The organism is Asaia sp. SF2.1 (assembly GCF_000505765.1).
In the GTDB taxonomy this organism is placed as follows: Bacteria; Pseudomonadota; Alphaproteobacteria; order Acetobacterales; family Acetobacteraceae; genus Asaia; species Asaia bogorensis.
This window is the reverse complement of sequence record NZ_AYXS01000023.1, coordinates 284,055-307,500: the sequence shown is the minus strand read 5'-3', so window position 1 is coordinate 307,500 and position 23,446 is coordinate 284,055. Positions and strand designations below refer to the sequence as shown.

Genomic DNA, 23,446 nt, shown 5'->3' with positions numbered 1-23,446 from the left:
TGACCCTCTCTGGAGATATCGGAAGTGCGAATGCTGACATGAGTAGCGACAAACAGTGCGAGAAACACTGTCGCCGAAAGTCCAAGGGTTCCTGCGCAAGGTTAATCCACGCAGGGTGAGCCGGCCCCTAAGGCGAGGGCGAAAGCCGTAGTCGATGGGAACCAGTTGAATATTACTGGGCCTGCCAGAAGTGACGAATGCGATATGTTGTCTGGTCTTATTGGATTGACCAGGCTTTTGGAGCATTCCAGGAAATAGCTCTGGCGTATAGACCGTACCCGAAACCGACACAGGTGGACTGGTAGAGAATACCAAGGCGCTTGAGAGAACGATGCTGAAGGAACTAGGCAAATTGCTCGTGTAACTTCGGGATAAGCGAGACCCGTCCGTGGGCAACCACAGGCGGGTGGCACAGACCAGGGGGTAGCGACTGTTTAGTAAAAACACAGGGCTGTGCGAAGTCGAGAGACGACGTATACGGCCTGACGCCTGCCCGGTGCCGGAAGGTTAAGAGGAGATGTGCAAGCATTGAATTGAAGCCCCGGTAAACGGCGGCCGTAACTATAACGGTCCTAAGGTAGCGAAATTCCTTGTCGGGTAAGTTCCGACCTGCACGAATGGCGTAACGACTTCCCCACTGTCTCCAGCATCGACTCAGCGAAATTGAATTCCCCGTGAAGATGCGGGGTACCCGCGGTCAGACGGAAAGACCCTATGAACCTTTACTGCAGCTTTGCAGTGGCATCAGAGACATCCTGTGTAGGATAGGTGGGAGGCTACGAACCCGGGACGCCAGTACCGGTGGAGCCGTCCTTGAAATACCACCCTGAATTTTTCTGATGTCTAACCGAGACCAGTCTAGCCTGGTCCGGGACCCTGCATGGTGGGCAGTTTGACTGGGGCGGTCGCCTCCCAAAGTGTAACGGAGGCGCGCGATGGTGGGCTCAGGTCGGTCGGAAACCGACTGTCGAGTGCAATGGCATAAGCCCGCCTGACTGTGAGAGTGACAGCTCGAACAGAGACGAAAGTCGGCCATAGTGATCCGGTGGTCCCACGTGGACGGGCCATCGCTCAACGGATAAAAGGTACTCTAGGGATAACAGGCTGATCTCCCCCAAGAGTCCACATCGACGGGGAGGTTTGGCACCTCGATGTCGGCTCATCACATCCTGGGGCTGGAGCAGGTCCCAAGGGTTCGGCTGTTCGCCGATTAAAGTGGTACGTGAGCTGGGTTTAGAACGTCGTGAGACAGTTCGGTCCCTATCTGCCGTGGGTGTATGAGACTTGAGAGGATTTGTCCCTAGTACGAGAGGACCGGGATGAACATACCTCTGGTGTACCGGTTGTCGCGCCAGCGGCACAGCCGGGTAGCTAAGTATGGACGGGATAACCGCTGAAAGCATCTAAGCGGGAAACCCACCTCAAAACTAGGTCTCACAGGGCCGTGAAAGACCATCACGTCAATAGGCCGGGTGTGGAAGCGTGGTAACACGTGAAGCTAACCGGTCCTAATCGCCCATATCGCTCACACAACGCTCTCACAAGAGAGCATACACATGCATAGCAATCATCCACGCAATCACACTCATCATACACAAAACACCAACCTCCACACCGACACACAGTTGTCGGGTGGATCAGAAGACCTGGTGGCTATGGCGGGAGACTTCCACCCGATCCCATCCCGAACTCGGCCGTGAAACGCCCCAGCGCCTATGATACTGCATCTCAAGATGCGGAAAAGTCGGTCGCCGCCAGGTCCCCTGATCCACCCCACAAAACACACCACCACCCCCGCGGGGTGGAGCAGCCCGGTAGCTCGTCAGGCTCATAACCTGAAGGCCGCAGGTTCAAATCCTGCCCCCGCAACCAAAATCCCCCTCAATACAGACATAAATCCCTACCCAACGCCTCAGCTTAGCTGCACGAGGCGTCTTACGCGTGTCTGAACCTCAGCCAGGGCACAACAGCCTATCACTCAGCTCGGTACAGCCCTGCGCCAGTTGCCAAGCCGTGTCTTCTTGTAATCCATATCAATCACATCAAAAGCTTCTGCAATTGCGTTGTGATGCCTGAACGCAAGCCCACCATGATCATCAGAGACAGACTGATCATCTACAATCCGCGACAGCCAACGCATCGAAGCGATCGTCGTGACGCCGGGCCCTGTTTCAACCCAGATATTCTCGAAATCGCCGACCTGACAGAAGCGTGTCAGGTTTGCGAAGATCCCTTCCAGAATGACGCCAATTACGGGATGGTTCGGTTGGGTCATGATGAAGTCGTTATCGACACACCAAGGTGATCCAAACGAATAGGTCAGCAGGCAGGAAAAATCCGCCCCTGCCGCAATGCGTGTAACCGGTGCATGCGAACATGTGTCAACATCCATGTAGATGCCCCCATGTTTGTACAGAGCAGCAATACGCCAGAAATCGGCACGCATGGCTGGATGAAAGCAGCAATCGAAAAGTCTGAGGCCCTCATTGCCATGTTCCTGATACATGAAGGCGCGTGCTGAGGCATCGCAAACCAGCTCGTGCTGGCACTCAGGGTTCATAGCAATGGTTGTTGCGATGCTGCGCCGCACATCCTCGGGTGGGTTTGCAGCATGCCAATACTGGATAATTCGGTACGGGATGGATGAAGGTAACCCGTTATCCTGCCCTGGTGGAATGACCTTGAGCCAGTGACTGTCGACCCCCTCTGCCAGGAGATCGAAACAGGCCATACGATCCCCTTCGCTAACACGACGCAAGGCGGCAGGCGCAGAAATTGCATTACCCGCTTTCATGTCCTGAACTGTCATCAGCCCCCTGTGCAAGGCATATGGTCCAACCCTGTCTTGCTTCTCATAACCATGATCGGGGTTACGAACACCCGATTGCTTTCATCGTTCTGCTTGCATATAAGGCCGAGTTCAAATCCCTTTTCCGCGCCTTGGTCGGTGGACTTGCATGGTGTGGTCTTGTGAGAGGCCAATCAGATAGTGCTGGTCAGACTATCGGCGGTTTGAAGATCCGTGTGAACGACGCCATCCGTTGTCACCACCAGTAGATGATCGCCAACCCACTCTGCCAGAAAGATCTTTTCGAGATCAGCCAGTCCGCGGCGGGAAAGTATTGCCATAAGCCATTCTTGCGAGTGCTTGAGCGCTTCCAGTTCCTTCTCCAGAATTTCACCGCGATGAACCAGGAACTGCGCGGGCTTCTTGGTTTCCTCCTTCATGATGACGCTGACATGGCCTGTTGTCTCGATCTGGGCAAAATCGATATCATCGAAGCTGAAGATGTTCTGCATCCGCAGAGCCGTTGCGACATCCTTGAGGTCGATACGGCTCGCGTTCTCATTGAAGTTCTCGATGAGGAAGGCACCATTACGGATCAGGGTGATCGGCTCGCCTATCGTGCGCTTTCTCAGGTCAGGGATTTTGCGTGAGAGATAGTTGAACAGCGCCATGAGCAGGATGCACAGGATGAGCAGGGCGATATAATGGAGGATAGGTAGTTTGTCGTTGTAGAGAATACCTCCGACAACGCCGCCCAGTATGAAGTTGCCGACCAGATCGACCGCCGACATCATGGCAATCTGATTGCGCCCGGTGACATTCAGATAGGTGATGATAAGGGAAAACCCGATCACGAGCTTGAGGATAACCCAGAGGTAGACGGTGATCACGTAAGAACTGTCCTCTAGGAAAATATCTCGGTTGCGAGGTTTTCTGATTGCCACACTGTTGCTTCAACAGCGCTCAATTGTATGCATCAACGGTCCGACCGTAATTGAGTTTGACGAAAAGAGTTTTTCCTAGGGAAATACGATAGTCCTATCTTAAGATATAACCAATACCTTAAGATAGGGTTTTTACGCTTCTACCATAGTCTTCTGTGTCTGGCGCATGTCTGCGCCACCCACAAAGGTTGCGGCAATCGCGAACGCAGTCGCATAGTCAGCAACATCTTTTCTCAGAAATGAACTTATTCTCTACATCCGTGTGAATGCAGAATTTTATGTAGTAATTTTGAAAGCTGAGGGCGATTAATTTTGATTGCGAAAGCTTCGAGATCCCCTATCACATTTTCCAACATGGAAGGGTGATCACTTAGATAGGCTGCCATGTCCCATGCGGCTTCATCACCGAAGCCTATATCGGCGAGCGCATTGGAACACATGAAGAGTTCATGCATATTTTCCGGCACCCTGTCACGAAAGCATCGCCGGAAAAGCCGCTCAGCATCATGGAGCTTGTGCATACGAGCTATGTCGAGGATGCGTGTCATGGCCCAGTCACTAGTGCCACGAAGCCAATCCCTGTCGACTTCCTCAGCAATAATTTGAAGGCCTTTCTGTATGTTCCCTTCTTTGCAATCCATCAGCGCACGGATCAAACGGCCCTCTTGATTGGGAAAAACTAGTGAGGCGTTCCGCAAGCTGCGTGCGCTCGCATCTTGTCGTTGTGCCATGCGGTACGACAGGCAGAAAAATCGCGTTTCTGCGTAATGTACACTGTCAGGACGACTTTCACGAAGCAGACGTCGGAATTGAGCTATATCGACGTGCTCTCTTTGGCGTGCCAATTCAAGCAAGCGTCGTGAATAGCGGCTGCCAGCAGAAATAAGCTGAAAAACCGTTCCGTGCCACGTGAAGGGAGCAAGAACACGCTCACAAATTGTATGTGGAGCCTTTTCTGCAGCGTTCATAATTTTGGCTGCGTGATGAATGTCTGGTATTTCATAAGGATCTAGAAAAATTATGCAGCGTCCGTATAGATCATCAGCAATTATTGCCTCCCCACCTTTGAGTATTGGATCGTAATGTTCTGTGTACTGATGAGTATACGTGCCGCACTCATCTGCTTTAATTGACCATTGTGGTGAAAAAGCGAGAGTTGCATGGGCCCGAAGCTTTTTAGAAAACTTGAGAGCTCCATAACCGCCCATACTGCTTCCATAGGTGATGACGCGACGGTCTCCGATGAGATTTCGTATAGCTTGGATGGCCCGATCCATGTCCTCGGGGGGGAACCAATTAGCTGAGGTTGCACAAATCCCGATCGCTGAAATACCAGATTTTTCGAAAAATACGTCTCCCCAAAAACGGTCTCCACCGCACAGATCACCCCTATTGTTGAAGGTGACCACAACGTCATCGCCATCGAATAACTGCGAGATGACATAGAGGGACGGACAAGAGAAAATTACCTTCTTCCCAACTTGCGACGACATTGCATGACCTTATTGAGTGGAGAATATTTTTCCGTTTGATATCTCATATCTTCTAGTAATTGAAAGTCATTCGTCGATTATAATGTGGAAAATAAGGTTTCAAATCATATATCTATCATGCGTATGATTGCGTAAAATCTTGTAGCGGTATGATGGGTAAAAACTCATAATATTTATTAACAATATTATGTGATTAATTTAGCTTTGTCTTCATTCTAGCGGTGGGATGATGAATTTTAAACAATAAATCTATACGCGCATCGATTTTTTTCAAAATATCTGTGGATGGCAGGCGAACCCAATCATTATTGGAGTTCTCAACCCGAGTAATGTGTCTTTCTTTTTGTTGCACAATGACAGCGCGCTCACTGATTTGTTGTTCATGTTTTGTTCTTATGATATTGCTGCCGTGAAAGGAGGTCTTTCATGGCGAGTATGGCTATGTTGCGCGACAGCATCGTGCAGATTGAGCAGCGTTATCAGCGCGGTTTTGCAGCGCTTTACCTACAGACGGGCATGGCTGCCGTTGACGAGGCGCTCAAGGGTGGGCTGCGTCGAGGGGCTGTGCATGAGTTTCTGGGGGAGGGGCATGATCAGGGGCTTTGCGCCCGCCCGACGCGTTTCATAGCGCAGATTCTGGCGCGAAGTGCGGGGCCTGTCATCTGGCTTGTGCCTGCCCTCTCCGAGAAACATCCCATCGAGCCTCGCGGAGCAGCGCAGGGAAGGGGCGGCAGTTCCGGCTTTACCTCCGTGCCGGTCCTGGCGGGACTGCGTGATGCCGGGCTGGATGGCGCGCGGCTGCTTTGTGTTGAGGTCGAAGCCGCCCGCCTGGTCGGTACGATGGAAGATGTGCTGCGCACCAGAGGGGTAACAGCCGTTGTGGCTGATCTGCCTGAACCATTATCCCTTACAGCCTCGCGTCGCCTACATCTGGCGGCAGAAAAGACGATGGTCACCGGGTTTGTCGTGCATCGCCACACACAGCCTCTCTCGCCCAATTCCTGCTGGACGCGCTGGCGTATTGGCCCTGCGCGTGCTGATGCGGTCAGGGTGGGGCTGCGCTCTTTTCCCTCTGCTTCGGGGGGGCTGTCCCTTTCCCTTTTGCGACGTCGTGGGGGTGATGCCCTGTTCTGGAGGGTCGGTACAGACCATGATGCGTCGGCTTCTTTCCCTGTGGCTGCCCCACTGGCACACGACACTCTGGCACAAGAGGCATCCCGAAGCCGACCCCGCCAGACCTCTGGCCCTTTATGGTCGTGAGGGCCAGAGCCGGAAAATCATGGCGGTCAATCAACCGGCCCGGGATTGCGGGGTGGAGAAAGATCAGTTTCTGGCCATGGCACGCAGTCTTGTGCCGGATCTGGCCGCGCACCCCGTTACGCCCGCAGCCGATGCGCGCGCCTTGCACAGGCTGGCATCATGGTGCCGATGCTTCTCCCCTCTTGTCGCTGTCGATCCGCCAGATGGTCTGTGGATCGACAGCACGGGATGCGCTCATCTTTTCGGGGGTGAGGTCGCCATGCTGGAAACCATAAGGGACAGGCTCATGGCGCAGGGGCATGCCGTTCGTGCGGCTTTGGCGGATACGGCTGGAGCGGCTCATGCTCTGGCACGCTTCGGCACAAAGGAGTTGCTTTGTACTCCCTCTGGCAGCGTGGCCGCAGCACTCGACTCCCTGCCCGTCGCTGCCTTGCGGCTCGATGACGAGGCACAGTCGCGGCTTGGTCTTCTGGGAATTGGGCGTGTGTCGGATCTGCGTGCCGTGCCGCGTGCTGCGCTGACGCGCCGCTTCGGCAAGGCGGTGCTGTGTCGTCTTGATCAGGCGCTTGGACACCAGAAAGAAGCTCTGGATTTCGATCAGCCTGCAACAGCCCTGAGCGTGAAGCGCCATCTGATGGAACCAATCGGCACGGCCGAAAGCATCGCGCAGGTCATGGACGTCCTGTGTCAGGATATCGCGATCCTTTTGCAGAAGAGGGGCCTTGGCGCGCGCCGGGTCGACCTGCTTTGCCATCGCGTGGATGACGTGGTTCAGGCAGTGCGGGTGGGAACGGCTGAGCCTGTTAACGAGGCCATGCGTCTGTCCCGCCTGCTTCAGGAGCGTATCGAGACAATCGATCCAGGGTTTGGCATCGAAGTCATGAGCCTGCATGTCGGTCACGCCCAGCCCCGCCCGCCGGTGACAGAGGGAGCCATGTTACCGGAGTCCTCCACAGGAGCGGGCGGGCTTCTTCAGGCAGGTCATCCCCCGGCAGGAGAGTCGCTGGTGGTTCTGGCAGAACGACTACGCAACAAGCCGGGTTTGCGAGCGATCTATCATCTGGCGGAAACCGACTCACCCTTCCCCGAGATGGCCCAGACCCAGACACAGAGCCTTGCGCCTGTTCCATCATTGGAAGGCGTTTCGCGGCGCTCACATTGGCCGCGACCAACCCGGCTTTTTGCACCGCCACGCGCTATCGCCGCGCCAGAACTGACGGACCACGACGCGCCTCAGGGCTTTGTCTGGCAAGGGCAGAAACTGCGTGTTTGCGGGGCTGATGGGCCGGAGCGGCTGCACGGTGCCTGGTGGCAGCACCCCGCGCAGGCAGGGGCCATACGCGATTACTGGATTGTGGAAACCGAGCAAGGCGATCGCTTCTGGCTGTTTCGTCGGGGTGATGGTCAGCATCCCTGGTCGGGTGACGGGGCGTGGTTCGTCCACGGGCTGTTCTGATGACACAGGATGTTGCCTCTCCTCCGGTCATGCGTCCTGCCGAGCCCCGCGAGATTGCGGAGGCCCTCACCCATGCCCTGCGTTTTGACGGGCGTCGGCGTGTTCATGATGCTGATGAACTGATGGCGACCCTCGTGGCCGAGCGGCTGGTGGCGCATCTGGCGCGTTGCGGTTTCGTACTCATGAAACGTGCCGATGCCGTGGCGCATGATACGAGTGGGCATCATCATCCCAATGACAGGGCAAGAGGCGAGGGGGCATGACCACGCCGCTTCATGTCACGTCCTATTATTCCTTTCTGCGTGGCGTAAGTGCGCCGCATGACCTGTTTTCTGTCGCCCAGGCCCAGGGGCACAGGGCGCTCGCGCTGACCGACCGCCATTCGGTGGCCGGCATGGTGCGCGCCCATGATGCCGCGCGTCAGAGCGGTGTAAGGCTGTTGCCGGGCTGTCGGCTCGATCTGCTCGATGGCTCGACTCTTCTGGCCTATCCGGTTGATCGTGCGGGGTGGGGGGCGCTCTGCCGCCTGTTGACGCTTGGGCACCGCCGGGGTGCGCGGGACGTCTTTTCGCTCGACTGGGGAGATCTGCTCCAGGGGGCACGGGGGCTTGTTCTGGTTCTTCTGCCCGATCAGCCTGATACCCAGGCACAGCAGCAGTTCCAGCATCTGGCCCGGATCGGTGCAGCCAATAGCCAGCCAGTCTATTGCGGGCTTTCGCATCGCAATGCCCCGGGTGACCTGCTGCGCCTGCGGGCGCTGGAGACACTGGCCGCCTCCTGTGGCGTAGCCGCCGTGGTGACGGGCGATGTGCTCTATCACGAGGCGCGCTGCCATGTGTTGCAGGATGTCGTGACCGCCATTCGTGAGAACTGCACGCTCGATACGCTGGGGGAGCGGCGTGAAAATCATGGTGACAGGGCCCTCAAGACGCCCGGTGCTGTGGCGCAGCTTTATGAGGCTTTTCCCGAGGCACTGGCCCGCGTGGCCGAGATCGAAGCGCATTGCCGCTTTTCGATGGATGATCTTTGCTACCAGTATCCGCAGGAGACTGACCGGCCGGATGAGACGCCGCAGCAGACCCTTACCCGTCTGGTGCAGGAGGCCCTGCCAAGGCGTTATCCGGCCGGGGTGACGGATGCGGTCAGGCAACAGATCGCCTATGAACTCGCCTTGATCGGCTCGCTTGATTATGCGCCCTATTTTCTGACCGTGCACAGCATCGTGCATCAGGCGCGTGCGCTCGATATTGTCTGTCAGGGGCGTGGTTCTGCCGCTAATTCCGCCATCTGCTACGTGCTGGGTATCACGGCGATCGACCCCGTGCGTTCTGGCCTTCTGTTCGAGCGGTTCATTTCCGCAGAGCGCCGCGAGCCCCCCGATATCGATGTAGATTTCGAAAGCGACCGGCGCGAGGAAATCATTCAGTGGATCTATCGCCGCTACGGCCGTAGCCATGCAGCGCTGTGTGCCACCCTCATGCGCTATCGCCCCAAGGGGGCCTTGCGCGAAACGGGCAAGGTGCTGGGGTTGAGCGAGGATCTGCTGGGCCTGCTCTCGAAATATCTTGCCTCGTCACTGGGGGATCCGGAGCAGCTCAAGGCGCGTGCGGCGGAGCTGAACCTCAATCTGTCAGATCGACGCCTGGCGCTGACCCTGCGTGTGGCTGCTGAGCTGGTGGGCATACCACGCCAGCTTGGCACCCATCCGGGGGGCTTCGTGCTGACCCGCGACCGGCTGGATGAACTCGTGCCCATTCAGCCTGCTGCAATGGAGGATCGGCAGATCATCGTCTGGGACAAGGACGATATCGACATTCTCAAGTTCATGAAGGTCGATGTGCTGGGCCTGGGCATGCTGGGATGTCTGCGCCGGGGGTTCGAGCTTCTGGCTGAGCATCGCATCCGCCAGCTCGATATGGGCTCGGTACCGCCTGAAGATGACGCGACCTATGCCATGATCCGCCGTGCCGACACGCTGGGCACATTCCAGATTGAGAGCCGCGCCCAGATGTCCATGCTGCCGCGCCTCAAGCCCAGGACGTTCTATGATCTGGTCATTCAGGTGGCCATTGTGCGCCCGGGTCCCATCCAGGGTGATATGGTCCATCCCTATCTGCGACGGCGTGAGGGAATCGAACTGCCGGATTACCCGCAGCCGGAACTCAGACAGATTCTTGGCAAGACCCTGGGTGTTCCTTTGTTTCAGGAGCAGGCCATGCAGGTGGCCATCAAATGCGCTGGCTTCACGCCCGGTGAGGCCGATCAGCTGCGCCGCTCCATGGCGACGTTCAAGTTCACTGGCGGGGTCTCGCATTTCAGAACGAAGCTGATCGAGGGCATGGTTGCCAATCATTATGATCGCGCATTTGCCGAACGCACCTTCCGCCAGCTTGAAGGCTTCGGGTCCTATGGCTTTCCCGAAAGCCATGCGGCGAGTTTTGCTCTTGTGGCCTATGTCTCGAATTATCTGAAATGCCACCATCCCGATGTGTTTTGTGCGGCCCTGCTCAATTCACAGCCTATGGGATTTTATGCCCCGGCTCAGGTGGTGCGTGACGCGCGCGAGCATGGCGTGACCGTGCACGCTATCGATATCAATGCCTCGCGTTGGGATTGTGTGCTTGAGCCTGACCGGGGCAAGCGAACACTGGCCTTGCGTCTTGGTTTGCGCTTTGTGAAGGGCCTGTCGAACGATCACGCGGCCAAACTGATCGCCCATCGCTTTCCAGCCTATGAGTCGCTCGATGATGTCTGGCGTCGTGCTACCATTCCTGTCTCGGCGCTTGAGGCGCTGGCGGCAGCAGATGTCTTTCGTAGCCTCGATCTTGATCGGCGTGCTGCACTCTGGGCCATCAAGGGGCTGGCGGATACGGTTCTGCCGCTTTTTGCCGCGGCTGATCGCAAGCTCAATCGCCCCGGCCCCGAAGTGATCGAGCCTGATTACGCCCCCCGCCCCATGAGCGAGGGTCGTGAGGTCGTGGAAGATTACAACACGCTCGGCCTGACCTTGCGCCAGCACCCGCTGTCGTTTCTGCGTCCGCAACTGGCTGAGCGAGGCATGGTGACCTGTGCCGATCTGCGCCGGTTGCGCGATGGCAGCCGCGTGGTGGTACCGGGGCTGGTTCTGATGCGTCAGCGCCCGGGCACGGCCCATGGCGTGATGTTCATGACGCTGGAGGATGAAACCGGCACAGCCAATATCATCATCTGGAAAGACCGCGCCGAAGCCCAGCGTCGCATTGTGATTGGTGTCAACGCTGTGGCCTGCCACGGAACGCTCCAGCGTGAAGGAGAGGTCATTCACGTGGTGATGCAGCGTCTGGAGGATATTACGAATATGATGCGTTCTATTGCCGTGTCCGAAGAAGAAGAGGGGTCGGTGGCACCAAGATTGAAGGCGCGGGATTTTCATTGAGATAAAGATTTGTTTCTTCCTTTTGGCAAAAAACTAAGCAATCTTTTGGTATTGTTTTTATATGCAAGCATAGATTTAGGGGCAGGATAAGATAATGAATTATGATCCTGCTGTTTTGCAGAAAATACTGACAATACCGGAGCTGGCCGAATTTGATTTGTCCTTCAAACCCATGTTCGGCGGGATCATGGGATATGCCGGCGGCAAGGTCTTTGCTTCCCTCTCCAATGTCGGCCTGGCCCTGAAGATGAGCGGCAAGGATCGTGAGGCTCTTCTCGCTCTCCCCGGTGCCTGTGCCCTGCGTTATGAACCGGAAAGCGCGCCCAGCAAGACCTATGTCGTTGTGCCGGAGTCTCTGCATACGCGTCCGGATGAGCTGAAAATCTGGGTAGCGCGCTCTGTTGCGGCGCTTCCTGCGAAAAAATCGCACTGAAGGGCGAAGGAGGCATGAGCTCTTTAGATAGCATCTAAAAAAGGATCTGACGCCTTCAGGGCTTGGTATTGGCGCGGCCTACGGGGCGTGATTTTTATCCGGTTTTAGCCCAGGGGTAATGAGTGCTTGGTGATGATGGCCGTACTCTCTTCAAACCGGCTTGCTCAGAAGAACAAGGCAATCGTGACGATAATCGATGACCATATCGAAATGGCTCAGGACATTTGCGCCCAAAGCACCCTGAATTTCACGATCCATATACTGCCCCACGCCATGCATGCCGAAATTTCTATCCGGTCGTTCGGTGAACCACACGTGACTGATGAGATAGGGGCCGAATTTTATCTGTGGGACCTCAATCAATCGTGCAGGCATCAAGCTGTCACCATTCACGACAATGGGCCAGTCTGGATGCATCTTGTGCCATGCGTTCATGACACTTGTTGTGATGTATGAAGTCGTTCCTTGCCCATGCACCTGAGGGGCCCCGGTCGCCCTAAGGCCTGCCGCAGTCTGCATGGCCGTGGCCCCTGTATCGAGCAGCATGGCAATGGAATTTCCGTCGACTTGCATCTCGATGCTCGGGAATGGGCCAGTATGTGTTCCCTGCGCATTTTCTGGAAATCCCAGCGGGATAACTGTTTTCCCATACGGTATTTTCCAGTCGCCATCTTCGACCGAGAGACGCCGATCAGGATAATTGAAATGCCAGGCGTGGAACTGGGGCAGATACCCTCCGCCGATTATGCCATCTTCGACCAACCTGCCTGTCTTGATGGGTACAACAAGCGCCATGGCATTGCAGGGTGTCGGCAATGGCGGGTGAGGTAGCCCTGCTGCGCCCGTGAGTTCCGGCCATTTCACGATCATCCGGCCTGTAGCGACATCGTTGCAGCGATAAGTGGGCGCACGGATTCTCCTGGCAGCTTCTGGTGCGATTAACATCATGCCTGCTCCACCTCCCCCTCCTGTATCCACAAGAAAGTGAAGGGTCTGGCTCTGAGCGGTGACAGGCACTGCGAAGAAATGCCCCGCCTCATACACTGTTGGAATGGTGACCTCGGCAGACCGAGCATGTTGTGAAGCGCAAAAAAACAGCAGCCACGCGGTGAGGGCGGCACGTTTTTTCTTCATGGGCTCGACGGGGCCTTTCCTGGGAGGCTGATATGGGAATTCCGTTGGGATATGGCTGCGCAACTTCGCTGAAGTTAGTGAGTGGATCAAAGCCAGAGCAAGAAAAATCAGCCTCCCTTCGAGGTGAGAGGCGCTGGTCCGCCATTCAGGCGCAAAATAGTGACGCTCAGGGTAGAAATTTTGAGCATGGTCTGTGTTTGCAAGGTCTTGTGCAGGATTGCCCTGGAAGGGCAATGTCATGACATGCGACTTATCTTGCCTGCTCTTGTCCTTCTGTTTCCTGGCCTGGCGGCTGCCGCAACCGCGCCAAGCCCGGCTGAAATTGTCGCCCAGGCACCGAATGCTGCCTGGAGTGATGTCGCGCCGGAGCGTCTTCTGGTCATGAAACTGGCAGATGGCGGGCGGGTCGTGATCGAACTCGCGCCTGAATTTGCCCCTGTGCATGTGGCCAATGTCGTGCGTCTTGCCCGGTCCCATCAGTGGGATGGCGGCGCGATTACACGAGTGCAGGATAATTATGTCGTGCAATGGCGTGTGCATGACGAGGCGTCCCCTTTACCCGAGGGGGTTATGGCTCATCCGCCTGCCGAATATGACCGGCTTCTTGAAGGGCTGGACTACACACCACTCCCTTACCCTGACCCCTATGCAACAGAGTCCGGCATAGCTTCGGGCTGGCTCGTCGGTCGCGAGGGCGCGCAGATCTGGCCAGCGCAATGCTATGGTGTGGTCGGTGTCGGGCGGGACATGCCGCCCGATACGGGGGACGGGCGTGAACTCTATGTGGTGAATGGCGAGGCACCGCGTCAGCTTGATCGCAATCTGGCTGTTGTCGGGCGCGTGCTGGATGGCATGGAGCATCTGAGCGCCTTGCCACGAGGCACCGGGAAGCTCGGTTTTTACACAGATCCAAGGCAGGATGTGCCGATTGCGAGCATGACGCTTGCTGCAGATCTTCCTGCGGCCCTGCGTCCTGCCATGGAGGTCATGCGCACCGACAGCCAGAGTTTTCACGATTATCTGGCAGCCCGTGCAGCACGGCGCGATCCTTTTTTCGTGCACCCTGCAGGAGGGGTCTCGCTCTGTAACGTGCCTGTCCCGTCACGTGAGAAAAAGACGAAACACGACTAGCGACAGCGAAAATGCGGGCGGGCTTGCCCATATGTTGTTCCCGCGATGGCGTTGTAACAGGTGACCACCACCCCCGAGAGGCCAGCAAGGTCGTTGCACGCAGTGGCTCAAGCTTGAGAAAATTGGCGGTGTCCGTACGTGTCGTATTGGCCCACAGAGGCGGATTCTCCCGATGAGCTGCGCGGAAACGGCTTTTTCAGGCTGATATACAGATACGGACCGTCGCGGCGACTATCCGCCGAGAAAATCAGCCAGGCCGCCTCGCCTGAGGATAACATGCGGTACGATAGATGAATTGTGCCTGATGATCGCATCATGGCTCTCACGTATGGTCAGCCCCGAGAAACGTTTCCCGACAATCCAGGCGCCGATCGAGGCATGAACGCCGCTGATGCGGTGATCGGCATAGGTCTGATAGATTTTCGGGTAGTGGCCATAAGTACCGCTCTCGGCACAAAGCGCGCCATGGGCATTCAGGATGCGGATATTTTCTCCGCCACGCGCATGGATGGGTTTCTCGACAAAGCACCCCCTCGGACCGATGCTCAGCTCTTCCGGGCTGAAGGCGGCCTCGAGCAGGAGAGGATGATTCGGAAAACGCCGCCACAGGGCTGGAAGAAGTGCCTTGTTGAAAGAAGGGCCGTCCAGGGCGGGTTCAGGAACTGGCATCCGCAGCCACCAAGATGGCGCACCCCGCTATCCCTGAACATCAACTCCCAGGGATACATACGGATCATGCTGCGGATGATGACACCCCGGTGCAGGAGTTCGCCTGCAGTCGTGATGTCGAGGTCTTTGAGATCACAATGGATCGCCTCCAACCCTGCCTTCCGCGCCCAATGCTCATAGAAACGCGCATGGACCGTGTCTTCAAGATTATCGGGATAGGGCACGATATGAAGCACCCGGCCGATATGACCCGCCCTGCGCAGGGATTTCAGCCTGCTGACGATGGCGCTGGCCTTCAGCGGGGCGTGACCATGGGGGCCGCCGCGTTGCCTGTGCCACAGGTCCTGCATGGCTGTGCTTTCAGGCAGCGTGGCGGGGGTGTCGGCGTTATATTCAATCAGTTTGAGTCGGGAGCCGTTCCAGGCAAGATCGAATCGCCCGAGCAGAAACGGATCGCCCCGGTGCCACGACTGTCTCACCACATCCTGGGCACTGCGCGGAATGTGAAAATCATCCAGCCCCGAGGGGCGGCGCATGACATCGGCAATCAGGTCAAGACACAGCGCATGCAGGGTCTCTGCAGCCTCTGACACAAGGCGCAGCGCAGAACGGGTGATCTCGTATCGCACATCCTCACGCCAGGCATAGGTGCCGTCGTTATTGCGATAATAGGTATAGCCAAGTTTGGCGGCCTGCTGCGTCCAGTCTGGACGCGGGCGTGTTTCAACCCGGCCAATGTGCGGCATCCGGGTTATTCGCCGCCCGATGCATGAGCACTGGCACTCTCGCCAAAACCGGCATGACCAGCGGATTCCGTATCCTCGGAGGCGCGCCACCAATGCCCTGACCTGCCGCTGGCGGTAACGGTGCTACCGTGGCTACCCGTTGCGGTATCGTCATCGTCGCAACGCTGCTGGCCAGTCATGGCGCGCCGGCCCGGCGGACAGGGCTTGCTAGCAGGGGAGGAAAAACCTGTTGTGCCAAGACGGGGGAGGATGACCGCCGCGCCCAGAGCAGCCAGTAACAGTCCGACTCCGAAGCGCTTCGTCATTCTGCGTTTCATGACCGGCCTCCACAAGCAAGGATAGGGAGGCATTGTAACGCAGTTGGGGCTGGCAGGGAAAGAACAGCGGATCCGGCACATTAGAAAGCGGAAAAGCTGTGTTTTCGTGTATCCCCCCTGCCTAATTGCGGGGCCGGTCATCCAGGCAGTGGCAGGTGGCGGATAGCTGGTGTGTCAATACAGGGCTTGTCATGCCCTGCGCTGGTTATAGACATCAACACAAACGGCACCGAGTAGCACCAGTCCCTTGAGCACCTGCTGGTAGTCGATGCCGATACCCAGGATCGACATGCCGTTATTCATGAGACCCATGATCATGGCACCGATCACGGCGCCTCCAACGCGCCCTACACCACCATAAGCCGAGGCTCCGCCGATGAAGCAGGCGGCAATTACGTCAAGCTCGAAGCCAAGTCCGGCCTTGGGTGTGGCGGTGTTGAGCCGTGCAGCAAAAATCAGGCCGCCAAGGGCAGCCAGTACGCCCATATTCACGAAGGTGAGGAAGGTGAGGCGCTCGGTGCGTATGCCCGAAAGCGCTGCGGCGCGTACATTGCCACCCACCGCGTAGATCTGCCGCCCCAGCGTGGTGCGGCTGGTCATGAAGCTGTAGAGCGCAATCAGCATGGCCATGATGATCAGAACATTGGGCAGGCCACGATAGCTGGAAATCAGGGTGGCGAGATAGACAATGATTCCGAAAACGGCGATGTTCTTGCCGATGAAAAGTGGCATGGGCTCGACATCAATGTCGTTGCGCTGATAACGCGTCCGCGCCCGGAGCGAGCCAAACACCATGGCCGCCGCCACGATCACGCCCAGAACGAGCGAGGTCGGATTGTAAGGCCCGATTTTGGGAAGAAACTCGGGAATGAAGCCGGAAGAAAGCTTCTGGAAAACGGTCGAGAAAGGCCCGAGGGACTGACCGCCCAGCAGGGCCAGAGCCAGTCCCTTGAACACCAGCATCCCTGCCAGCGTCACGATGAAGGACGGGATCTTGAAATAGGCAATCCAGTAGCCCTGTGCCGCACCAATCAGCGCGCCAGTGGCAAGGCAGGTCAGTGTCGTCACGACGACGTTGCAGTGCCATTGCACCATCAACACCGCTGCCACGGCCCCTGTAAAACCAGCGACCGAGCCGACCGACAGATCGATATGGCCCGAGATGATCACCAGCAACATGCCCAGCGCCATGATGACGATATAACTGTTCTGGAGCACCAGATTGGTCAGGTTGAGCGGACGAAGCAGGGTCCCGTTGGTCACGATCTCGAAAAACAGTCCGATCGCGACCAGCGAGATGAACATGCCGTATTCGCGCAGATTGTTACGGATGAACCGCCCCATCGCGCTATTACCCAGCTTGTGGCCGCCCGGTGCACCACCGGTGGGGCCGGTATCGCCAGCAGGAGAGAGCGGATTGCCGGGGAGGAGAATATGTTCGCTCATGGTTGTTACGTTCCCGCAGCGAGAGAGGAAACAGCGAGATTGGCTGTCTCGCCTGGAATGGTGGCAATCGGCATGGATTCAGATGTGCTGCGTACGATGGCGCGCATGATCTTTTCCTGACTGGCTTCCTCGCGGGTGAACTCACCCACAAAGCGCCCTTCATTCATCACGCAGATACGGTCACATATGCCGAGCAGTTCGGGCATTTCGGATGAAATGACCACGCAGCCCCGGCCGCTATCGGCCATCTGCTGGATCAGGGCATAAATTTCGTATTTGGCCCCGACATCAATGCCACGCGTGGGTTCATCCAGAATGAGCACATCAGGATTGGTGAACAGCCATTTGGACAGCACCACTTTCTGCTGGTTGCCGCCCGAGAGCTTGCCCGCCATCTGCTGCACATCGGGCGAGCGTATGCGCATCTTGTTGCGATAATCCTGCGCGATACGCAGTTCGGCAATGTCATCGATGACGCCGTGATGAGCGATGCCGCGCAGTTCGGCCAGGGAGATGTTGTGGCGTATCTCGTTGCTCAAATGCAGCCCGAGCTCCTTGCGATCCTCGGTTACATAGGCGAGCCCGGCCGCAATCGCGCGGCTGACGGTAGAAACATCGACCGCCTTGCCGCGCATGGTGACATCACCCGATATGCGCGTGCCGAAGGAGCGTCCGAACAGGCTCATGGCAAATTCCGTGCGCCCCGCACCCATGAGGCCTGCAATGCCCACAATCTCTCCTGCGCGAACGTGGAAATCGACATGGCGTATCACCTGACGGTCGGGGTGGAGGGGGTGCCAGGCCGACCAGTCGTGAACCTCCATCAGCATTTCGCCAATACGCGGCGTATGAGGTGGGTAGCGATGCTCCAGATCGCGATTGACCATGAGACGGATGATCTCGTCTTCATCCGCAGGGCCGTTGCGGCAGTCGATTGTGCCGACACTGCGCCCGTCGCGCAGTACGGTGATACGATCAGCCACGCGTGAGATCTCATTCAGCTTGTGCGAAATAAGAATGGACGACAGCCCCTCTGCCTTGAAGGCAAGGAGCAGATCGAGCAGGGCTGCACTGTCACGTTCGTTCAAGCTGGCTGTTGGCTCATCCAGAATGAGCAGGCGCACCTTTTTCGAGAGCGCCTTGGCAATCTCGACGAGTTGCTGCTTGGCCACGCCCAGATGCGTGACGAGTGTTTCGGGTGCATCCGTCAGCCCGACCTGACGCATCAGATCACGCGCCCGCACACGCGCTACGTCGCGGTCGATCACGCCAAAGCGCCCCGGCGGATGGGTAATGAAGATGTTTTCCTGCACCGAAAGCAGCGGGATAAGCGCCAGTTCCTGATGGATGATGATAATGCCAAGCGCCTCGGAGCCGTTGATATCGGCAAAGCGGCGCTCTTCACCATCGAACATGATCTGCCCGTCATAGCTCCCGGCGGGGTATACCCCGCTCAGGATTTTCATCAGGGTCGATTTGCCTGCGCCATTTTCGCCGCAGAGTGCATGAATCTCGCCAGGCTCGACCGAAAAACTGACATCGCTCAGGGCCTTTACGGGACCGAAACGCTTGGCGATGTTCCGCATTTCAAGAATGGGGCTCATGGCGCTACTCGATCTGGCTTGCGGTGTAATAGCCGCTGTCAATCAGGGTCGGGCGAATATTGGCTTTGGTGACCACGACGGGCGTCAGCAGATAGGCGGGCACGATCTTGACACCGTTGTTATAGCTCTTGGTGTCGTTCACAGGCACAGTCTTGCCGGCCAGCATGGCATCGACCATATCGGCCGTTACGCCGGCGAGCTTGCGCGTATCCTTGAAAATTGAGGAATACTGGTCACCCGCGAGGATGGATTTGACGGAGGGAATTTCGCAATCCTGCCCGCTGACATAGGCGATCTTGGTGTCGCCACTGCCATAGCCTACGCCCTTGAGCGAGGAGATAATGCCGATGGAAATGCCGTCATAGGGCGAGAGCACGGCGTCGAGATGACGGTCGGTGTAATAGGCGCTCAGCAGGTTATCCATGCGCGATTGCGCTGTAGCGCCATCCCAGCGCAGGGTTGAAACCTTGTCCATGGTTTTCTGGCCGGACGGAATGACCAGTTTGCCGCTATCCAGATAGGGCTTGAGCACCGACATGGCGCCATTGAAGAAGAAATAGGCGTTGTTATCGTCCGGTGAGCCGCCGAAGAGTTCGATATTGAACGGTCCCTTGGCGTCGGGCAGCCCGAGGGCCTTTACCAGCGAACTCGCCTGAAGCACGCCTACCTGAAAATTATCAAAAGTGGCGTAGTTGCTCACATCGGGTGAATTACGGATCAGGCGGTCATAGGCAATGACCTTCACACCACGCTGTGCGGCCTTGTGCAGTGTGTCGGATAATGTGGTGCCGTCGATGGCAGCGATCACCAGAACCTTGTCACCCTTGGCGACCATGTTCTCGATCTGCGAGACCTGGTTGGGCACGTCATCATCGGCATATTGCAGATCGGTATGATAGCCGCGCGATTGCAGGGTTTTGACGATGTTGTTGCCATCCGCAATCCAGCGCGCGGACGACTTGGTAGGCATGGCGATGCCGACAGTGGGCTTGTCGTCGGCGTTGGCGCTCCCCAGACCGGCCGGGCCAAAAAGCGCGGTGGTAACGAGGGCAAGAGAGGCAAGACCGGTACTGATTCTGCTCATGACGTGACGTCCAAAATTCCGGTCACAAGCCGCGCTGGGCATGATGCGGGCTGCGACAGAGACAACGGCGGGAGAGAGGTCGAAGCTTGATGAAAGGGTGCGTCGGAAAGCTCCTGAACGGCCCGAAGGCAGATCGAGAGACAGACCGACGCTTGAGAGAAAATCCGGCAGGGAGGGCGATCCCTGTATGCAAAAAGCTTTCTGCAAAGATGGTCATGTCACGCCTCACGAAACGAAAGGTCGTAACATGCAACAAGTTAAACATATCATTTTGACGTTATAAATAACATAATTAACGTTTCACGGTAACGTGACAATGCTGCTGTTTTCTCGGCACAGGGCTGTTTCGATGAGGCGGGGCATGAGCCTGGCAAGATCGGCGCAGGGCATGACAGTTATTTACGTGTCCCGTGCTCACCGACCGTGCTCTCGTGGTATTTCACGATCAAAAGAGATGTTGGTTCAGGGTTATAGTAGAAATATTGCTCAATTAATACAATGAGTATTGGATTTATAGTTGTGAAAATATAAACAAACGAGCGTGTTTATCATAATAAACAATATATATTATAAATAATTCAGAATATAGTATATATTATTTCTGTTTATATTGTTACTTTATGAAAATAAGGAGTCCATTCCTGGTCATCCAATCGACGGCAAGAGCGAGAGATATCCAATTCATGCAGACACCTACCGACAGCCGGTTTGACGGCAGTTCTCACTATGCAATTGACGGGGGTATCTTCTCAATCAGGGCCTCCGACCTGCCGCGCAGCCAGTCTTTTTACCAGTATGAGCTGGATATCGGGGCGAGAGGGGGAACAGTCGATGTGGACATCAACGCTCTTACTGCGCCCGGACAGTACTGGATTATCTACGTCAATCTGCCGTCTGGTAGCACGGGGGTCGATTTCTATTTTCGCGTGATCAACAACGCCAGTGACTCCATCTGGGTCTCGACGAGCTATGACCGTCAGGCGAATACGACGAGCATGTATTTCAGTACCAAGAACATGTCAGGCGAGCCTTCCTACATCGAGCTCGTCCTGCCCGGACGGCCCTTCAGCAACTCCTATGGACCCAATGGCTTTCTGCCTCCCGGCACGGAAATGTATAGTGCGGGCCCGGCCTATTGCTTCCTTGAAGGCGCGCTGATCGAGACCGAGTGCGGTGAAGTCCGTGTTGAAGAACTTGCCCAGGCCAGAGCGTGATGACCTATGACGCGCAGGGTGCACGGATGGGTTTGCGTGAAATCACATGGGCAGGGCGCGATACGGGCCAGGTCGGGCATACCGGGCATGATGACATTGATCACAGGCCAATATGCATTCTCGAAAATGCGTTTGGCGGGGGCCTGCCGCATAAGACCCTGTCTGTGACACCCGAACATTGTTTCCTGATCGATGGCGTGCTGCTTCCGGCCAGAATGCTGGTCAATCACCGGTCTATTTTCTATCTGACCGATCTGACGCGCTATCCCTATTTTCATTTCAAGACCGAAGGTCATGCCATTGTCAGGGCGAATGGTATCCTGACCGAAACCTTGCGTGATGACGTGCGCCAGTTTGTGCGTCGCAGTGCCGGGGGGAATGCCGAGGGGGCAGGGCTGAACGCTTCGGCCGAGGCGGCGTTTGCGGCACCTCTCTGCACGGATCACGGGTTGGCCCGTACCATTCATACCCGCCTGAATGAGCAGGCTACGGCTATGGGTTTGCAGGCGCAGACCCATATGAGAGTGCTTGAGCATGATGCCGGCCTTCATCTGGTTCTGGCGGATGGACGTCGCCTGAACCCGATCCGCCTCAATCAGCGCTGGGCGGTGTTCTCCCTGCCCGCGGGGCAGAATGCCGTGCAGATCGTTTCACGTCATGCGCGCCCTTGTGACACACATGGCCCCTACCTGGATGACAGACGCGACCTTGGGGTGCGCGTGGGCGAGGTCACCCTGTTCGGGTCTGACGTAACGCGCTCTGTCACAGCCCATCTCGACGGTCATGCTGTTGCAGGCTGGCATGATGAGGGTGCAGGCGCACAGTCGCGCTGGACGAATGGCCGGGCTTTGCTGCCCCTCGGTGAGGCGCTGGGAACACAGGCTCTTATGACGATCGAAGTGCTGGAGACGGCACTGTATTTCCAGGATTATTCGACAGGGACGGTCGCCAGCGAACAGGTCGCAGCCTAACGTGAATCCGGATGGGGCAGAAGGCAGAATCTCCTGCCTTTTGCCTGCCTGTCCTGCACGACATGGGCGACATCAGGTATCATGTTCTCGTGCCGCGTGATCTCGGTGTAAAAGGCAGCCCATCTGTTGCTTCAGGGAGGCTGATCGTTCCCTGTTTCGCCATGGGGCAGAAAGCCGACAGGGCGATCGAGACAGGCGGGATGGCCAGACTGAGCCCCGCGGGACACCATTGAAAATGGCCGACAGGATATGCTCGGTCAGGGTGAGCACGTCCCGGTTGATGATAAGGCCGAGCAGGGGCCAGTGTCGCCTGACGGCAAGGCGTAATGGGTGCATGAGAAAACACTCCTCGTCTCATCGGGACATATGATGGGGGGATGAGGGTGCGCGGGTCTCAATGCCGAACCGCCTCCCCTGCGCTCTGGACGATGGACTTGTGGAAGGCATCGGCAATCAGCCGGAGAGCGGTCGGGTGATGAGGCCCGATCTGTGCATCTCCTCATCCATCAGATTCGCTGCGAGATGGAAGGCGCGCCGGGCATGGGCGTAGGGCAGCCATTGCCCCATCATGTTCCACGGCATGCCGTTATTATAGGTCGCGATGGCCATAAGCGTGCTGCCGTTGCTTGCATCGATGGCCAGAAGTTCTTCGCTGGCGCCCCCTGGGGCTGGCGGGGGAATGGGGGGCAAGCCGCCTCCTGCCGCGCCAGCCGCAAATCCGGCGATGATGGGCAAGGCATTGTAGTACCATTGGCTGCGCCGCAGATTGGTGATGGCCGCTCTGATGCGGATTGTTCCGGGGGGCAGGGTGGCGACGCTGGTCTCGTTCAGGATCACCAAATCCTTGCCCAGTGTCTTGTGCAACTCATCCTCGAAGGCGCGTATCACGCGTTGCTGGGCTTGCGGGGAGAGATGGGCGGCCTTGTTCGTCGGGCGCCATTGCACTGGCTCGATCACTGCATAACGGTAGACGATTCCGGCCGGTGCCTTAGGAGCAAAAACCAGATCATCACCGTGATTGTCAGGATGGGCCATGAGCCCATAGGTCTCAGGCGCAATGAAGCCGGTCTTCGTGGTTCCCTGTCCGGCACAGGCGCTCAGCGCCATCATGCCGGTTATCAGGACGGGATACAGAAATCCGGGGTTGATCCGCCGTGGTGAGGCGGGTTTGCGGGCCAGAGAACGGGTGAGGGAACGAATGGCGTAAGGCAGGCGAAACATGGTCAGGCGCGTCTCCCGGGCAGGAAAGGCGGCGCAATCTCCTGACAGACAGGGGACGGGCCGGGTGATTTCCCTCTTTCTGCCGGTCGCGTCTTTCTGCGTTATGTCCCGTCTGTGGCC

General features: G+C 57.0%; 17 protein-coding genes, 1 tRNA gene, 2 rRNA genes and 1 pseudogene (1 of these 21 running past the window's edge). 11 read left to right on the top strand and 10 right to left on the bottom strand.

The genetic code is table 11. The annotated features are described in order from the left end of the window. The 3 genes from P792_RS30755 to P792_RS30745 all read left to right on the top strand — a co-directional run. Positions 1 to 1,533: ribosomal RNA gene (locus P792_RS30755) — 23S ribosomal RNA — on the top strand (it extends 1,210 nt beyond the left edge of the window). Positions 1,534 to 1,645: 112 nt separating this feature from the next. Next, positions 1,646 to 1,760: ribosomal RNA gene (gene rrf / locus P792_RS30750) — 5S ribosomal RNA — on the top strand. A gap of 35 nt (positions 1,761 to 1,795) precedes the next feature. Then, positions 1,796 to 1,872: transfer RNA gene (locus P792_RS30745), tRNA-Met, on the top strand. A 106-nt stretch (positions 1,873 to 1,978) separates the two neighbouring features. On the opposite strand, the gene P792_RS30740 is transcribed toward P792_RS30745, so the two are convergent. From P792_RS30740 to P792_RS37090, 3 genes are all read right to left on the bottom strand, one after another. Then, positions 1,979 to 2,809 (bottom strand): glycosyltransferase family 32 protein, encoded by an 831-nt coding sequence (locus P792_RS30740; protein WP_023979199.1) that lies wholly within the window; start codon positions 2,807 to 2,809, stop codon positions 1,979 to 1,981. A 173-nt stretch (positions 2,810 to 2,982) separates the two neighbouring features. Further along, on the bottom strand, positions 2,983 to 3,678 hold the full coding sequence (locus tag P792_RS30735) for a DUF421 domain-containing protein (RefSeq protein WP_023979198.1): 696 nt from the start codon (positions 3,676 to 3,678) through the stop codon (positions 2,983 to 2,985). Positions 3,679 to 3,977: 299 nt separating this feature from the next. Continuing rightward, positions 3,978 to 5,225: a hypothetical protein gene (locus P792_RS37090; protein WP_152530221.1), complete on the bottom strand. Its 1,248-nt coding sequence runs from the start codon at positions 5,223 to 5,225 to the stop codon at positions 3,978 to 3,980. 426 nt (positions 5,226 to 5,651) lie between these two features. Between P792_RS37090 and P792_RS37635 the strand changes: the two genes are divergently transcribed. From P792_RS37635 to P792_RS30705, 5 genes are all read left to right on the top strand, one after another. Next, entirely contained in the window at positions 5,652 to 6,485 is an 834-nt protein-coding gene (locus P792_RS37635) for an ImuA family protein (protein WP_023979196.1), read from the top strand. After that, the gene (locus P792_RS30720; RefSeq protein ID WP_161630847.1) at positions 6,376 to 7,941 is read left to right on the top strand and encodes a DNA polymerase Y family protein; all 1,566 of its coding nucleotides are present in this window, start codon (positions 6,376 to 6,378) and stop codon (positions 7,939 to 7,941) included. The genes P792_RS37635 and P792_RS30720 overlap by 110 nt, the downstream gene beginning before the upstream one ends. Next, positions 7,941 to 8,204 carry a hypothetical protein gene (locus P792_RS30715; protein ID WP_031241080.1) on the top strand — a complete coding sequence of 88 codons (264 nt, stop codon included), beginning with the start codon at positions 7,941 to 7,943 and terminating at the stop codon, positions 8,202 to 8,204. Before P792_RS30720 ends, P792_RS30715 begins: the two co-directional genes overlap by 1 nt. After that, the gene (locus P792_RS30710; RefSeq protein WP_023979193.1) at positions 8,201 to 11,356 is read left to right on the top strand and encodes an error-prone DNA polymerase; all 3,156 of its coding nucleotides are present in this window, start codon (positions 8,201 to 8,203) and stop codon (positions 11,354 to 11,356) included. Before P792_RS30715 ends, P792_RS30710 begins: the two co-directional genes overlap by 4 nt. Before the next feature lie 94 nt (positions 11,357 to 11,450). Continuing rightward, positions 11,451 to 11,789 carry a TfoX/Sxy family protein gene (locus P792_RS30705; protein ID WP_023979192.1) on the top strand — a complete coding sequence of 113 codons (339 nt, stop codon included), beginning with the start codon at positions 11,451 to 11,453 and terminating at the stop codon, positions 11,787 to 11,789. A gap of 150 nt (positions 11,790 to 11,939) precedes the next feature. On the opposite strand, the gene P792_RS0119255 is transcribed toward P792_RS30705, so the two are convergent. Continuing rightward, positions 11,940 to 12,923, bottom strand: a complete 984-nt coding sequence (locus P792_RS0119255; protein ID WP_152530219.1) for a hypothetical protein — start codon at positions 12,921 to 12,923, stop codon at positions 11,940 to 11,942. 243 nt (positions 12,924 to 13,166) lie between these two features. Between P792_RS0119255 and P792_RS30700 the strand changes: the two genes are divergently transcribed. Then, positions 13,167 to 14,054, top strand: coding sequence for a peptidylprolyl isomerase (locus tag P792_RS30700; protein ID WP_023979190.1), 888 nt, complete (start codon positions 13,167 to 13,169; stop codon positions 14,052 to 14,054). A gap of 231 nt (positions 14,055 to 14,285) precedes the next feature. Here P792_RS30700 and P792_RS30695 read toward each other — a convergent pair. From P792_RS30695 to chvE, 5 genes and pseudogenes are all read right to left on the bottom strand, one after another. Further along, a pseudogene (locus P792_RS30695) lies at positions 14,286 to 15,469 on the bottom strand (glutathionylspermidine synthase family protein). 5 nt (positions 15,470 to 15,474) lie between these two features. Then, entirely contained in the window at positions 15,475 to 15,786 is a 312-nt protein-coding gene (locus P792_RS30690; RefSeq protein ID WP_152530218.1) for a hypothetical protein, read from the bottom strand. 189 nt (positions 15,787 to 15,975) lie between these two features. After that, positions 15,976 to 17,232 carry a multiple monosaccharide ABC transporter permease gene (gene mmsB, locus P792_RS30685; protein ID WP_023979186.1) on the bottom strand — a complete coding sequence of 419 codons (1,257 nt, stop codon included), beginning with the start codon at positions 17,230 to 17,232 and terminating at the stop codon, positions 15,976 to 15,978. Positions 17,233 to 17,237: 5 nt separating this feature from the next. After that, positions 17,238 to 18,836: a multiple monosaccharide ABC transporter ATP-binding protein gene (mmsA, locus tag P792_RS30680; protein ID WP_023979185.1), complete on the bottom strand. Its 1,599-nt coding sequence runs from the start codon at positions 18,834 to 18,836 to the stop codon at positions 17,238 to 17,240. 4 nt (positions 18,837 to 18,840) lie between these two features. Continuing rightward, entirely contained in the window at positions 18,841 to 19,920 is a 1,080-nt protein-coding gene (gene chvE, locus P792_RS30675; RefSeq protein WP_023979184.1) for a multiple monosaccharide ABC transporter substrate-binding protein, read from the bottom strand. Positions 19,921 to 20,603: 683 nt separating this feature from the next. Here chvE and P792_RS30670 point away from each other — a divergent pair. Both P792_RS30670 and P792_RS0119245 read left to right on the top strand, forming a co-directional pair. Beyond that, entirely contained in the window at positions 20,604 to 21,134 is a 531-nt protein-coding gene (locus P792_RS30670; protein WP_023979183.1) for a hypothetical protein, read from the top strand. Beyond that, positions 21,134 to 22,105: a Hint domain-containing protein gene (locus P792_RS0119245; protein WP_023979182.1), complete on the top strand. Its 972-nt coding sequence runs from the start codon at positions 21,134 to 21,136 to the stop codon at positions 22,103 to 22,105. Before P792_RS30670 ends, P792_RS0119245 begins: the two co-directional genes overlap by 1 nt. 453 nt (positions 22,106 to 22,558) lie before the next feature. Here P792_RS0119245 and P792_RS30660 read toward each other — a convergent pair whose 3' ends face one another. Beyond that, positions 22,559 to 23,326, bottom strand: a complete 768-nt coding sequence (locus P792_RS30660) for a DUF3313 family protein (protein ID WP_023979180.1) — start codon at positions 23,324 to 23,326, stop codon at positions 22,559 to 22,561. Positions 23,327 to 23,446 lie beyond the last annotated feature (120 nt).

What these genes read in the sequence shown, in the direction of transcription:
- P792_RS37635 (WP_023979196.1), top strand. Translation starts at nt 5,652, where the DNA reads ATGGCGAGTATGGCTATGTTGCGCGACAGCATCGTGCAGATTGAGCAG.
- P792_RS0119245 (WP_023979182.1), top strand. Translation starts at nt 21,134, where the DNA reads ATGACCTATGACGCGCAGGGTGCACGGATGGGTTTGCGTGAAATCACA.
- P792_RS30705 (WP_023979192.1), top strand. Translation starts at nt 11,451, where the DNA reads ATGAATTATGATCCTGCTGTTTTGCAGAAAATACTGACAATACCGGAG.
- P792_RS30710 (WP_023979193.1), top strand. Translation starts at nt 8,201, where the DNA reads ATGACCACGCCGCTTCATGTCACGTCCTATTATTCCTTTCTGCGTGGC.
- P792_RS30700 (WP_023979190.1), top strand. Translation starts at nt 13,167, where the DNA reads ATGCGACTTATCTTGCCTGCTCTTGTCCTTCTGTTTCCTGGCCTGGCG.
- P792_RS30670 (WP_023979183.1), top strand. Translation starts at nt 20,604, where the DNA reads ATGCAGACACCTACCGACAGCCGGTTTGACGGCAGTTCTCACTATGCA.
- P792_RS37090 (WP_152530221.1), bottom strand. Translation starts at nt 5,225, where the DNA reads ATGTCGTCGCAAGTTGGGAAGAAGGTAATTTTCTCTTGTCCGTCCCTC.
- P792_RS30740 (WP_023979199.1), bottom strand. Translation starts at nt 2,809, where the DNA reads ATGACAGTTCAGGACATGAAAGCGGGTAATGCAATTTCTGCGCCTGCC.
- P792_RS0119255 (WP_152530219.1), bottom strand. Translation starts at nt 12,923, where the DNA reads ATGAAGAAAAAACGTGCCGCCCTCACCGCGTGGCTGCTGTTTTTTTGC.
- P792_RS30660 (WP_023979180.1), bottom strand. Translation starts at nt 23,326, where the DNA reads ATGTTTCGCCTGCCTTACGCCATTCGTTCCCTCACCCGTTCTCTGGCC.
- mmsB (WP_023979186.1), bottom strand. Translation starts at nt 17,232, where the DNA reads ATGAGCGAACATATTCTCCTCCCCGGCAATCCGCTCTCTCCTGCTGGC.
- mmsA (WP_023979185.1), bottom strand. Translation starts at nt 18,836, where the DNA reads ATGAGCCCCATTCTTGAAATGCGGAACATCGCCAAGCGTTTCGGTCCC.
- P792_RS30715 (WP_031241080.1), top strand. Translation starts at nt 7,941, where the DNA reads ATGACACAGGATGTTGCCTCTCCTCCGGTCATGCGTCCTGCCGAGCCC.
- P792_RS30690 (WP_152530218.1), bottom strand. Translation starts at nt 15,786, where the DNA reads ATGAAACGCAGAATGACGAAGCGCTTCGGAGTCGGACTGTTACTGGCT.
- P792_RS30720 (WP_161630847.1), top strand. Translation starts at nt 6,376, where the DNA reads ATGATGCGTCGGCTTCTTTCCCTGTGGCTGCCCCACTGGCACACGACA.
- chvE (WP_023979184.1), bottom strand. Translation starts at nt 19,920, where the DNA reads ATGAGCAGAATCAGTACCGGTCTTGCCTCTCTTGCCCTCGTTACCACC.